General features: G+C 41.9%; 13 protein-coding genes. 3 read left to right on the forward strand and 10 right to left on the reverse strand.

The annotated features are described in order from the left end of the window. Nucleotides 1-23: 23 nt before the first annotated feature. The gene (locus ACQY4U_RS16765; RefSeq protein WP_428330600.1) at nt 24-1,256 is read right to left on the reverse strand and encodes an exo-beta-N-acetylmuramidase NamZ family protein; all 1,233 of its coding nucleotides are present in this window, start codon (nt 1,254-1,256) and stop codon (nt 24-26) included. An 84-nt stretch (nt 1,257-1,340) separates the two neighbouring features. Between ACQY4U_RS16765 and ACQY4U_RS16770 the strand changes: the two genes are divergently transcribed. Continuing rightward, nucleotides 1,341-2,561 carry an ABC transporter permease gene (locus tag ACQY4U_RS16770; RefSeq protein ID WP_428330601.1) on the forward strand — a complete coding sequence of 407 codons (1,221 nt, stop codon included), beginning with the start codon at nt 1,341-1,343 and terminating at the stop codon, nt 2,559-2,561. Nucleotides 2,562-2,593: 32 nt separating this feature from the next. On the opposite strand, the gene ACQY4U_RS16775 is transcribed toward ACQY4U_RS16770, so the two are convergent. From ACQY4U_RS16775 to ACQY4U_RS16805, 7 genes are all read right to left on the reverse strand, one after another. Then, nucleotides 2,594-4,090, reverse strand: coding sequence for a hypothetical protein (locus ACQY4U_RS16775; RefSeq protein WP_428330602.1), 1,497 nt, complete (start codon nt 4,088-4,090; stop codon nt 2,594-2,596). After that, the gene (locus tag ACQY4U_RS16780) at nt 4,071-4,637 is read right to left on the reverse strand and encodes an RNA polymerase sigma factor (protein ID WP_428330603.1); all 567 of its coding nucleotides are present in this window, start codon (nt 4,635-4,637) and stop codon (nt 4,071-4,073) included. Before ACQY4U_RS16780 ends, ACQY4U_RS16775 begins: the two co-directional genes overlap by 20 nt. Nucleotides 4,638-4,885: 248 nt before the next feature. Further along, nucleotides 4,886-5,332: a hypothetical protein gene (locus tag ACQY4U_RS16785; protein WP_428330604.1), complete on the reverse strand. Its 447-nt coding sequence runs from the start codon at nt 5,330-5,332 to the stop codon at nt 4,886-4,888. A 62-nt stretch (nt 5,333-5,394) separates the two neighbouring features. Continuing rightward, nucleotides 5,395-6,198, reverse strand: coding sequence for a nucleoside triphosphate pyrophosphohydrolase (gene mazG, locus ACQY4U_RS16790; protein ID WP_428330605.1), 804 nt, complete (start codon nt 6,196-6,198; stop codon nt 5,395-5,397). 203 nt (nt 6,199-6,401) lie between these two features. Further along, nucleotides 6,402-7,100, reverse strand: a complete 699-nt coding sequence (gene mnmD, locus ACQY4U_RS16795) for a tRNA (5-methylaminomethyl-2-thiouridine)(34)-methyltransferase MnmD (protein ID WP_428330606.1) — start codon at nt 7,098-7,100, stop codon at nt 6,402-6,404. After that, complete coding sequence (locus tag ACQY4U_RS16800) at nt 7,093-8,433, reverse strand: MBL fold metallo-hydrolase (protein WP_428330607.1); 1,341 nt, start codon at nt 8,431-8,433, stop codon at nt 7,093-7,095. The genes mnmD and ACQY4U_RS16800 overlap by 8 nt, the downstream gene beginning before the upstream one ends. Before the next feature lie 119 nt (nt 8,434-8,552). Beyond that, on the reverse strand, nt 8,553-8,912 hold the full coding sequence (locus tag ACQY4U_RS16805; protein WP_428330608.1) for a hypothetical protein: 360 nt from the start codon (nt 8,910-8,912) through the stop codon (nt 8,553-8,555). Between the two features lie 147 nt (nt 8,913-9,059). On the opposite strand from ACQY4U_RS16805, the gene ACQY4U_RS16810 reads away from it, so the two are divergent. Together ACQY4U_RS16810 and ACQY4U_RS16815 are read left to right on the forward strand one after the other, a co-directional pair. Next, the gene (locus ACQY4U_RS16810) at nt 9,060-9,398 is read left to right on the forward strand and encodes a single-stranded DNA-binding protein (RefSeq protein WP_428330609.1); all 339 of its coding nucleotides are present in this window, start codon (nt 9,060-9,062) and stop codon (nt 9,396-9,398) included. 186 nt (nt 9,399-9,584) lie between these two features. Next, complete coding sequence (locus ACQY4U_RS16815; protein WP_428330610.1) at nt 9,585-9,827, forward strand: hypothetical protein; 243 nt, start codon at nt 9,585-9,587, stop codon at nt 9,825-9,827. Between the two features lie 4 nt (nt 9,828-9,831). Here the strand turns inward: ACQY4U_RS16815 and ACQY4U_RS16820 are convergent, their stop codons facing one another. Then, on the reverse strand, nt 9,832-11,289 hold the full coding sequence (locus ACQY4U_RS16820; RefSeq protein ID WP_428330611.1) for a PAS domain S-box protein: 1,458 nt from the start codon (nt 11,287-11,289) through the stop codon (nt 9,832-9,834). An 81-nt stretch (nt 11,290-11,370) separates the two neighbouring features. Beyond that, nucleotides 11,371-12,075: an SDR family NAD(P)-dependent oxidoreductase gene (locus ACQY4U_RS16825; RefSeq protein ID WP_428330612.1), complete on the reverse strand. Its 705-nt coding sequence runs from the start codon at nt 12,073-12,075 to the stop codon at nt 11,371-11,373. Nucleotides 12,076-12,078: the final 3 nt, after the last annotated feature.

The following is a 12,078-nucleotide window of genomic DNA, read 5'->3' on the forward strand; positions in this document are numbered from 1 at the left end:
TTAAACGTTGGTTTAAGAATTAACTATGGGTATAATAAATACTTTGCACGCATGGTTTTGTAATTGCTTAAAGCGGGTTCCCAGCTTGCGCGGATTTCCTGCTCACTTTCACCTGCTTCAATTTGTTTTCGTAGCTGGTCGGTACCGGCAAGTTTTGAAAAATAGGCGTTAAAAAAATGCGCCTTATCCGGAAAAGCCCGGTACAATTCCATCAGCCATGCTAAATTAATTTTTCCGCTTTTGTTAATGCTGGTTGTATTGTAATTTTTAAGATCGATGCCGTAGCAAACCTTGTTTTTTAGCGGCGGCTCATCGCTCATACCCGGCATGCTTACGGGTTTAAACGAATAACTGTATTTGCCTTCCAGCGATGGGTGCCCTATCTGCAAAAAAGGAAACAGCGTACCCCGGCCCAAACTAAGCGTAGTGCCCTCAAATAAACATACCGACGGGTAAAGTAAAATTGACTGCTGCGTATTTAAATTAGGCGACGGGTTTACCGGTAAGGTATAGGCTGATGCATGGGTGTAGTTAGCCACTTTAATTATGCGCAGCTTGCATTGTACTTTGTTTTTAAGCCAGCCCTCGCCGTTCAGCATTTGGGCATATTCGGCAATGGTAAGCCCGTGTGCAATAGGGATGGGGTTTAAACCCACAAACGATTTATAGGCGGTATCTAATATTGGGCCGTCAACCACTGCGCCGTTAGGATTCGGCCTGTCAAATATCATCAGCTCAATATTGTTTTCGGCACAGGCCTCCATTACATATTGCAGGGTTGACAGGTAGGTGTAAAAGCGTGCCCCAACATCCTGAATATCAAATATCATCAGGTCAATCCCTTGCAGATCGGCTGGGGTGGGTTTGTAATGTTTATTACCGTAAAGGGAGATAACAGCAATGCCGCTTTTGGCATCGGTACTGTTGTTAACATCGGCACCATTGCTGGCATTACCCCTGAAACCATGTTCGGGCCCGTAAACTTTTTTTATGCTGATACCAAGCTTTAGCAGGCTATCCAAACTAAGGGTTTGGTTTTTGCCTATTACCGAAGTTTGATTGATCACCATCCCTATATTTTTTCCCTTAAGGTACTCAATATAAAGGGTAGTTTGATCGGCCCCGGTAATTATTTTAGCTTTTTTGGCAGCAGCATCAGCTATATATGGCTTATAGCTGCTTTTTTGTGCCGATACAGCACACGATAGTAAACTGGTTATTATTAAAAATTGTATAAAAAGCTTTATCCTCATCATAAATATATTGCTACAGCAATTTAAAAGCACCAGTTTTAACGGCAAAACCGCATATTTGCGAAGGTACAAAAAATACATATCGCATTGAGTTTCGCCTATTTCATAGCTAACCGCATTACATTTAAGTCTAAACGCACGTTTTCAAAACTGATAGTGCGCATAGCTATTATTGGTATTATGCTCGGTTTGGGAGTTATGATATTATCGCTGGCTATTATTAAAGGGTTTAAACAAGAGATTCGCGAAAAAGTTCGCGGATTTTCGGGCGATTTGGAAGTCGTAAAGTTCGATCTCAATAATTCATACGAAAACTCCCCTTTTCCAGCCGATAATAAGTTTGTACAAAAGGCGCTGGCTACCCACATGGTGAGTAAAGTAATGCCTTTTGCCATGAAACCCGGCATTATTAAAACCCAATCAGAAATTGAGGGGGTGGTAATGAAGGGAGTGGATAAAACATACGACTGGGCATTTTTTCAGAAAAACCTGGTATCGGGCAGCATCATTGATTTTACCGATACCGTAGCATCAAAAAAACAACTGCTGATCTCCCAAACAACGGCCGACAGGCTGCGCCTTAAAGTGGGTGATAAGATACTTATGTACTTTGTACAGGAACCACTGCGCGAGCGTCCGTTTGTTATCCGTGGTATTTACAGCACCGGTATTGATGATGTGGATAAAACCTATGTGGTAGGCGATCTGTCGCTCATCAGCAGGCTTAATAACTGGCAGGCTAATGAAATTGGCGGGTATGAGGTTAAGGTAAATGATTTTGAAAAACTACAAGCCTCGGTTGATGCGGTTGATAATGTATTACCAGCTAAATTAAAGTCATACACGGTAATGGAAAATTACCCCAATATATTTGGCTGGCTCGATCTGCTTGATGGCAACACCAGCGTTGTTTTGGTGCTGATGATATTAGTAGCAGTGATCAACATGATATCGGCCCTGCTGATTATGATATTGGAGCGTACCGCCATGATAGGTATGCTGAAAGCTATGGGCGCCACTAACTGGGCCATACAAAAAGTATTTTTATATAATGCCTTTTACCTGATAGGGCTCGGACTTATTTTGGGTAACATATTTGGTTTGGGTATAGGTTTTATACAGGCACAAACCCATATTTTTAAGCTTGACCAGGCAAGTTATTACATGAGTTTTGTACCCATACAATTTGGCTGGAGCGACATGATATTAGTAAACCTGGGCACACTCATTGTATGCTTTTTGGTGATGTTAGGCCCTTCCATGCTGGTTACCAGGATTACCCCGGTTAAGGCTATCCGCTTTAAATAGGGGAGATGAAGCCAAGCTGCTAATTCAAACCCTTACTGTTTCTTTTGCGGTATAAAGTTAAACTTAAGGTTTATACCACCTGCCCCAAACCTGATGTTTTGGGTGCCCAAGCCATCCAACGGGTATTTTAAAAAGGGCTCAATTACCAGCCTGTTTTTGCCGAATGGATAACCCACCCCAAAAGCCACATTTAAAGTTTTGGCAAAATAAAAGCTGTTAAAACTTTGCCGGGTTGTTTGGTCCATTGTTTTTTGTAACGATGGCGACAGGAAGGCCGGGTAGTTATACTTGTAGGTATATGATTCATCAACAAAGGTCCCCGAGCTTACGCCCGCCAAAATATAAGTATCGCTTTTTTGCGGATTAAACTCATATTTAAGGTTTACAGGTATATCAAGCCCAACCAAACTGGCATCATAGTTTTTAACGCTTGGGGTTGTAAGGGCTGTATACTTGCTTGCAGCTACAGATGTAGCCGGAGTAACTAAACTCTGCGCTGTAGCCAGCGAAACCGGGTCAGTACCGCCATAACTAAGTGAGTTTTGGGCAATGGATACCCCTGTAACCAATTTAAGGTTATTGCTGAGCCTTATATCCGACGAGAAACCTGCCCCAATATTTACCTGGTCCTGGCTGCCTTTAGCATAGTTAAAATAAGTAGCCGCATATACGCTGAAATGAACCCGTTTTGCCTGGATGGGCTCTTCTTTTTTCTGCGTTTTTTGATCGGCATTAAACATATCCATAATGTTTTTTGCGGGTGGTTGTTGTTTAATAACTACTGATGCTACCGGCGCATTTTGCCGCGGGGCTGTTGCTGCGGCAGCAGCATTAGCAGGCTCAGGCTTATTTTGCTTTGCAGCCGCATTACCAGCCAATAGATTAGCCTGGGTTTTATCATCGGCTGTATTTGCTAATGGTGCAGTGGTTGCTAATGGTGTGGCTATTGTTTTATCTGTCGCATTTGCTTGTCTTGTATTAGCCGCTAACTGTGTTTTAAGGGCTGTACGGGCACTATCAATCGTTTGCGTTAACATGGTGCCTTTTTGGGCTACAGTTGCTTTAGGTGATTGATTTTGCGCCAAAGCATTGCCCCGCCCGGCTGCTTCATTATTTGATACAGGAACTTTAGCTGCCAGCTTATTTCGTGCTGTATTATCAGCCGTGTTTTTAGCCAGTGTATTATCGGTAACCGGGTTTGTTTTTTGGCTTGTATCATTACTTGCGGAAGCTTGTGTTTTATTGGCTGCCATACTTTCGCTTTGCGGATGTTTTGCAGGCTTAGCTGTATAATGATCAGGGTTTTTTAATCGGGTTTCATACATCCATAAGCCTATGCCTAAAATCAGCATTAAAATAGCGGCAACAGATCCCCACCAGAGCCACGCAAACGCACGGCGCTTTGATTGCTCCTCGGGGAATTTTTCCCTTAGTTGCAACCAACCGTCTTCGGCGGCAGTGGGGTCTTCAAAATTATCAAACACCTCCCTGATGCGGTTCTTTAAGTCGTTATCCAACTGATCGTCCATCGTTATGTGCTTCTGCTCTTAATATATTTCTTAATTTCTCTTTGGCCCTGCTCAGGTAAACCCTCGACGAGCTTTCGGGCATAGCCAGTAATTTTGCTATCTCATCGTGCCGGTATCCATCAATCTCATATAAGTTAAAAATGGTAAGCTGAATTGCCGGTAATTGCTGCATCAGCCTTAAAATATCCTGTACGTTTAAATTTTCAATAGCACTTGCGCCGGTACTAATTGGCCCGGCATTATCCAACTCAATATTTAACTGAAGTTTAAGGTCTTTACGGCGGCGGTCAATAGCGGTATTAACTATAATGGTGCGCAGCCAGGCTTTAAAAGGCTTATCGCTGTCGAAGTTTTTTATACTATTAAATACCTTTATAAAGGCGTCGTTCACAACCTCTAAGGCATCATCACGGTTTATGCAGTAGCGCAAACCAATACCCATAGCATAGCCATAGAAGTGCTTATACAGCATTTCCTGGTACTTAAGGCTACCATTTTTGCATTGCCTGATCAGTTCGTCCTCAGCAATGCCCCGGGTTTGATGCATTAAATGTATTTAGTTCAGCTCAAATTTATAGCTTTCATATACCAGTACGCAACAGGATATGACAACGCTACAAAAAAATGAAATTTAGTTGGATAGGGTGGTGCTTTGCGACGAATTTGCGTGGGTTGGTATTGAAAATATGCCTATGCTATTTTCGTTTGCGGAAGTTTTTAAGATGTAAGCTTTTAACATAGGCCCACGAGTTACAAACTCGCGGGAGCATTGTCATAACCTAAACTATCTAACCCTTAATTACTTCTTTTTAAGTCGTATTGCAGGGCAAGGGTATCAAGGGGGCCAAATGCCTGCATCTGTAAAACGGTACCATCGTAATAGTAATTATACTGGCCGTTAAGGTGCGTTTTGGTAGGTGTGCCTGTGGTTGGGTATGTTTTATCAACAAAAGTAATGGTATTGCTGCCACTTAAGCCAATAATATAGCTGCCGTAGCTGCCTGCATGTACGGTGGCTGTATCGCCGGTTACTTTAAAGCCTGTAGTTAACGACATGGTAAGCAAAATGTTAGCTTTCAGCGTGTCTTTCGTATTGTCTTTATGGATATGGATCAGCCTGAACTGCCCCGCGTAGGTTCCACTGGGTGATGTCGGGTTAAGATCGGCGGCGGTTTTGCTTTTTGTGCAGGCGGTTGCAAAAACAATTACCAATAGCATTAAATAGGTAAATTTCAATTTCATAATAAAGGGTTTTAATTGGTTACGTTGGTTCTGCTATCAACGCTACAATATATCATCTTATTTTAAATTTTCTTCGCTTCTTCCCAAAATATGTCCATTTCGGCAAGGCTCATGTTTTTCAGCTCTTTGCCGGTTTCAATGGCTTTACTTTCCAGGTACTGAAAACGTTTGATGAACTTACGGTTTGTTTTTTCGAGCGCATCCTCGGGGTTAATATTGATGAACCTCGCGTAGTTAATGAGCGAGAACAGCAAGTCGCCAAATTCGCCTTCGGCTTTTTCATGGTCAATTGTGGTTTCGTCCTCGGCGTTAAACTCGTCTTTAAACTCCTGTAGTTCTTCCTCAACCTTGGCCCAAACCTGGCTTTTCTCCTCCCAGTCAAAACCTACACCGCGGGCCTTCTCCTGTATGCGTGATGCTTTTACCAGTGCAGGTAACGAGGCCGGCACGCCACCCAATACCGATTTGTTGCCTTCTTTTAGTTTTATCTGCTCCCAGTTGCGCTTTACATCGTTTTCGTCCTGTACCTCAACATCGCTGTAAATATGGGGGTGGCGGTTTACTAACTTATCGCAAATGCTGTTTAAAACGTCGGTTATATTAAAATCGTTAGTTTCTGAGGCTATGCGGGCGTAAAAAACCAGGTGCAGCATAATATCGCCCAATTCCTTTTTTATTTCAGACATATCAGCACCCAGTATCGCATCCGAAAGCTCATACGTTTCCTCAATAGTAAGGTGGCGCAGGCTCTCTAAGGTCTGCTTTTTATCCCAGGGACAATTTAAACGCAGATCATCCATAATGGTCAGCAGCCTTTTAAAGGCAGTTTCGGGTGTCGAGGCAGATATTGGGGGTATAAGTGGCATATGGTATGTTTGCTTACAAAAATAGTGTTTTATGCGGGAAAGTGTAAAACAGGTAGTCGTTCGCCAGGAATTTCCTGCGGTCGCTCGCCTCCTGGCGAATGACGACTATCTTCCGGCCTCTGGCCGAATATAATACCAACGGCCAGAGGCCTCGTTAATATTTGTCACCCGGCTGGAGCCGGGCGACTGCGTAGGGTGTTTCTTTAAAGGGTGACAGTTGGTGTTTTAACTGCGCGCAGCATTTCGCGTTTGCCGGGCGCACCTGGTGCTTTTTCTACCTTGCATCCTAAGGCTTTTAATGCTCTTTTCAAGTTCCCGGTAATGGCGTAGGTTACAAATACGCCGCAGGGTTTTAAAAATTGTATGGTATGGGCTATGGCAGTTTCATCCCACATTTCGGGTTGATGTACGGCTGCAAAGGCATCAAAATAAATAACATCATATTGCTCACTGCTTTTAAAATCAAGCAATTTGCAGTTGGCAATTTGTAAGTTAACAGCGGGGGTTATGGTAACGGGCGATGAAAACGCATTCTCGTACTTATCAATAAACGGCTGCCAGGTTTCGGCGGTGACGTATGTATTATAGGCTGTATGGCTAATCATTTCCATGCTTAATGGATAGGCCTCAATGCCGGTATAATTTAGTTTGATGCCTTTTTCAACAGCCTTATCTGCACTTAACAAAAAATTAAGACCGGTTCCAAAACCAACTTCTAATATGGATACTTCAGTTTTTGCTGAAGCGACATACTGGCCCTGCTCCAAAAAATAGCATAAGCCCGAATTTACAAATACGTGCTTACTCTCTTGCAGGGCACCATGTTTGGAGTGGTAGTTTTCGCCAACATGCGGGTTATAAATGGTGTTTGAGCCATCGGCAGTTTTAACCAGCTCAAGCATTGGCAAATTCAGTAACTACTTCGCCCAAATCATAAACAGGTACTTTTGTTATGGTAGCAGCCAAAATACTCACTGCCGCTGCCGACCGGTAACCCGCCGCGCAATGCACCACAATAGGTTTATCGGTAGGTATCTCGCTAACCCTTTCGCGCAGTTCAGGCAAGGGGATGGTGATAGAGCTTGCAAATATCAGCCCGTTAGCTGTTTCGGTATGGTTGCGTACATCCACAATGGTAAAACTATCCGGGTGTGCTATAAAATCATCTAAATCAATGTCTGCTAATTTTGCGCTGGCATTATCAGGTAAGGTAAAGGCCGCTTTAATATATTGCTCATAGCCAATTTTAGCCGTCTTTTTTATCATCCTGTCTAAATCGGCATCTGTTTTGGCAATCAGGTAAAACTCTTCGCCGGGGTTAATAATGGAGCCTAACCAGGTTTCAAACTTTTCGCCATCCTGTAAATTAATAGCACCACTGAGGTGCGCGTACCTGAAATCAAGTTTAGGGCGGGTATCAATGATCAGGATGTTTGGTTGTATCTGATAGCCCTTACCGGGTTTTAAAACTTTGCTAATGCTGTCAATAAAACCGGCTGCGCCTTTTTTATTGATCTCCACATCGCTCCCAAAATATTTAGGCACAAATGGCTGATCGGCAGTAAGTGTTTTAACAAAGGCCAGCTCATCCATTAATTGCAGGGCATAATTTTCGCGGATCTCGCGTCCAATGGTACTGGTTAAATCCGGGCTCATGCTTTTACCGCATAAAGAGCCGGGGCCATGTGCAGGGTAAACCACTACGCTATGCGGCAGTTTCATCAGCTTATTGCGGGTAGAGTGGTACATCTGCCGGGCTAATTCTTCTTTTTTAGCGGTGATATTACCCACGTTTTCGCGCAGATCGGGGCGGCCAACATCGCCTACAAATAAAGTATCGCCTGTAAACAGGGCTGTATCCTTACCGTTCTCGTCCTCAACCAAAATACAGATTGAATCGGGCGAGTGGCCAGGGGTATTTATTGATTTTAGTTTAATATCATTCAGTTGTATAACATCGCCATCATCAAAGCTTTCGTGCGGGTATTCGGCACCGGTAAGCTTGCTAACGTAAATTATCGCGGCTGTTGTTTGGTGTATTTCAAGGTGCGAACTAACAAAATCAGCATGTGGATGCGTTTCTATTACGCCCACAATATCAGCATCGTGTTGTGCGGCAAAATCATAATAAGGCTGCGGATCGCGGGCGGGGTCAATAACAATCATTTTCCCTGTCCTTATCACAGCGTAAGAGCCATGTGCTAAACCTTTATCGTAAAATTGTTGAATTATCATTTGGGGGCAAAGATAACGGAGTTTTTTTATTTAGGATTTTTGATCACCAAAATCCCATTTGTTAGTTAATAAGATGACTTTAAATTCAAAATCATCAATGGGTTTTGTTGAACAGGGTATTATTCGGCATCTCTTTTCACCAGTAAAAATTCCTCGCCATCAATATGCAGGTAGCCGTACTCATAACAAAAGTAGTAGGTTTTGCCATTTTGGGTTTGATAGCTGTGCGTATGGTATTCAAAATCAAATCCTTTTGCTACCAATTTTTTACGTGTTGTTTTTGTTTTGCCTGTTGGGTTCAGCTCTTCCAATATCCGGCGGTTGCGCTTAAGTATATTGTTAATGTTACGCACCAAATTATAACTGCTGCTGTTTAGCTGGTTGTTATAGTTGTTGCGGCACAGATCGTTACAAAACTTTTTATCGGCCCTGCCATGTAATAGGGTGCCGCAGTCGAGGCAATTTCTTTCTGCTGTCATTAATATAAAGGTACGCATAATATTATCCGCTTGCAAACGGTTGCAAATGGATATTGTCGACTATAAGCGCTTATTAACCGGGTAAGAATAGCTGCTGTACCCACCTTTGTATTGTCAACAAATAACAAAAGAAAATTTTAGATAGCTATGAACTCATTAAAAAACAGTGTACGCCTTGTAGGTAACCTGGGCATGGATCCCGAAGTGAAAAGTTTTGATAACAATAAAAAATTGGCCCGCTTATCATTAGCAACTAACGAGAGTTATAAAAATGATAAGGGCGAAAAGATAACAGAAACCCAATGGCATAGCCTTGTATTATGGGGAGCGCAAGCCAAACTTGCCGAGAATTACCTTAAAAAAGGCGATGAAGTTGCCATTGAAGGCAAGCTGGCTAACCGTAATTATACCGATAAAGACGGTATTAAACGCTATGTAAGCGAAGTGGTGGTTAACGAGTTTTTAAAACTCGGCAGTAAAAACTAATAATTGCTTAATTGGGTTGAATCAGGTTGATTAACCTATACCTTATCAAAAACCTAAACCTTATCACTTGGTTTAACCCAATTAGCAATTAGTTCATCATATTAAAACCTAAACCTTATTTATTATATTTGTTATGTATTTAGTAGAAAAAGAAACTGCCGGTTATATAAGCTGCTATCCGATAAATTGGGTAGCGATACCACCGAGGCCATGTTTAAATATATTGATAACAAAACAGAACGATCTGTGGAAGCAACTATCAAAACATTAGCTACAAAAGATGATCTTGTGAATGTTAGGGACGAGATTTCAAATGTTCGCAAGGAAATCAGTGAAGCTAAGGCAGATAATATTAAATGGATGTTTATTTTTTGGGTAGGACAGGTAGGCGCTATGCTCGCTATTGTTCTGCTTTTCTTAAAGAAGTAATAAGCTAATCATTACCCTCCATTCTGAACACGCCACTTTTAAGGTAAACGGTTTTTTCAACAATGGTGTGGATCACGCTATCCAGCTCCCTGGCTGTAAAATCCAGGTGACTAATGATCTCCTTATTCATTGGGTTTTCAATATAATTAAGATCAAATAAATTTACCAGGCCCATAATAGTAGCTACGGGCCGCCTGATCTCGTGCGAGCTTATGGATGCTATTTCCTGCAAACGCATGTTCTGATCGGTAACATGGTCCTGACTGCGTTTATTCTCAATCAAAATACGGATAATGTTTGATGTGCGTTCAATCATCCGCAACTCTTCGGGTTTGGGCTCCCGCCTGGTTTTATAATAAACTGCAAAGGTAGCTAATACCTGCGCGCTATTTGCGCTTATTATAGGGGTAGACCAACATGCTTTTAAACCATAAGGTAAAATCAAATGCCTGTAATTATCCCACAGTGGGTCTGTTTCAATGTCTTTTACCACTATTTGTGTGCGATGGTAGGCAGCAGTACCGCACGAACCGGCTTTAGGCCCTATAGGCGTGCCATCTATAGCCACACAATATTCGTTAGGTAACCTTGGGCCCGAAAGGTGATATACTTTTTCCTGCGCTTCATCAACCTCTAATACAGAGCACACCATATCCGGAAATATAGTTTCAATTCCCGAGATCAGTTCATGTATGGTTTGTGGTAAGGTGTAATTAGCAGATGCATTTAATTCAAGCACATGCTTTTCAAGGGCAAGTATCAACTGCTGTATTTTTAATGCGTTAATATCGCGTACAAATATGGCTACTTCGTTTTTATAAGGATAGGTGTTTACACGCAGCCATCTTTTGGTGTAGCTGTTAAAGTATTGTAACTGGGTTGATCCCGGTTGTTTAAAGGCTGCTTTAAACTGGGCCATAATATCATCAGTTACACCTAAGCTTTCTAAATCCCATAAATTGGTGTTTTTAAGCTGCTCACTTTTTAATCCGGTTATTGCCTGGAAAGCGGGATTAAAGGTGATGATGGTTGATTGATCGTCTATTATTAAAAAGCCCTCGTTAAAGCTTTGTATAATATGATAGATATTATCTGTAGTGTTTTTTTGTACGGCAGTTTCTAAACTATTGGTTAAGTTAATGCCTGTGGTGTAGATAAGTCCGTCCTCAGGATTTAGGATTAACGACCACCTGATGTTGTAGTAAACACCGGCCTTATCCTTTATCCGGCTCTCGCGACCATCGATCTTTTTTAATAAAAAAATGCTTTTGAGTGCTTCTTCGCGGTTCTTAATATCAGCAGGGTGCGACAGGCTGTTGGCTTTTTTACCGTTTAATTCTGCTGCTGTGTAACCTAAAAGTTTTTGCAACGCTGGATTGGTATATACTATTATGCCATTCCTGTCCAATACACAAAAAAAATCGTTTGATTGTTCGAAAAGGAAGGATAGCGTGGAATCCATTATCGTGTGGGATAATATGTACCTATATCATTATACATAAAATTAAAGATATTTTTATAAAAAAACCAAATAATATCATCATTAAGGTGTGCTTACTGCCACCGGTAAAACTTTACCATTAAAAAAACGATGCCCTGTTACCGAAAAATCTGCAATGTATTTCCCCATTTCAAAGGCCATCACCGGTGATTCATAACCCGGGAAAGCTTTTTCCAACATTTCGGTTTGTGCCGAACCGAGCGCAAGGCAGTTAACTTTAATTTCCTGCTCGGCCAATTCAAGTGCAAGGCATTCGGTTAAAGTATGCAGCGCAGACTTGCTTGCTGAGTAAGCAGCTAACCCCGGGAATTTTGCACTGCCCTGAAAAGCACCCATGCTGCCAATATTTAATATGTGCGATCCTTTAGGCATAAGGCCAATTAAAGCCTGTATAATACGCACATGGCCAATAAAATTGCTTTGCAGCATTTCTACAAAATCCAATTCAAGCAACTGGGTAAATGGTTTGTTTATCAATACGCCGGCGTTGTTTATCAGTATATCAACACGGTTATCAAAATTAGTGCTTATAAATTGTTGCAGGCCGGCATAGTCATCATGAATAATGTCAAAAGCTAAAGCAAATATTTCGGCCTCGGGGTTTAAGCCATGTGCTATTTCTAAAAGCCTTTCCAGTTTATCCTGTGAGCGTGCAAGGGCTATCACTTTATGCTTGCCCGATAATATTAATTCTAATACGGCCTCAAAACCAACGCCGCTGCTGGCACCTGTTATAATGATGTTCATAGT

Source organism: Mucilaginibacter sp., assembly GCF_965277465.1.
Taxonomy (GTDB): domain Bacteria; phylum Bacteroidota; class Bacteroidia; order Sphingobacteriales; family Sphingobacteriaceae; genus Mucilaginibacter.

Bases quoted from the DNA above. Each gene is read 5' to 3' on its own strand.
- ACQY4U_RS16765 (WP_428330600.1), bottom strand. From the start codon at position 1,256: ATGATGAGGATAAAGCTTTTTATACAATTTTTAATAATAACCAGTTTA.
- ACQY4U_RS16775 (WP_428330602.1), bottom strand. From the start codon at position 4,090: ATGGACGATCAGTTGGATAACGACTTAAAGAACCGCATCAGGGAGGTG.
- ACQY4U_RS16780 (WP_428330603.1), bottom strand. From the start codon at position 4,637: ATGCATCAAACCCGGGGCATTGCTGAGGACGAACTGATCAGGCAATGC.
- ACQY4U_RS16785 (WP_428330604.1), bottom strand. From the start codon at position 5,332: ATGAAATTGAAATTTACCTATTTAATGCTATTGGTAATTGTTTTTGCA.
- mazG (WP_428330605.1), bottom strand. From the start codon at position 6,198: ATGCCACTTATACCCCCAATATCTGCCTCGACACCCGAAACTGCCTTT.
- mnmD (WP_428330606.1), bottom strand. From the start codon at position 7,100: ATGCTTGAGCTGGTTAAAACTGCCGATGGCTCAAACACCATTTATAAC.
- ACQY4U_RS16800 (WP_428330607.1), bottom strand. From the start codon at position 8,433: ATGATAATTCAACAATTTTACGATAAAGGTTTAGCACATGGCTCTTAC.
- ACQY4U_RS16805 (WP_428330608.1), bottom strand. From the start codon at position 8,912: ATGACAGCAGAAAGAAATTGCCTCGACTGCGGCACCCTATTACATGGC.
- ACQY4U_RS16810 (WP_428330609.1), top strand. From the start codon at position 9,060: ATGAACTCATTAAAAAACAGTGTACGCCTTGTAGGTAACCTGGGCATG.
- ACQY4U_RS16820 (WP_428330611.1), bottom strand. From the start codon at position 11,289: ATGGATTCCACGCTATCCTTCCTTTTCGAACAATCAAACGATTTTTTT.
- ACQY4U_RS16825 (WP_428330612.1), bottom strand. From the start codon at position 12,075: ATGAACATCATTATAACAGGTGCCAGCAGCGGCGTTGGTTTTGAGGCC.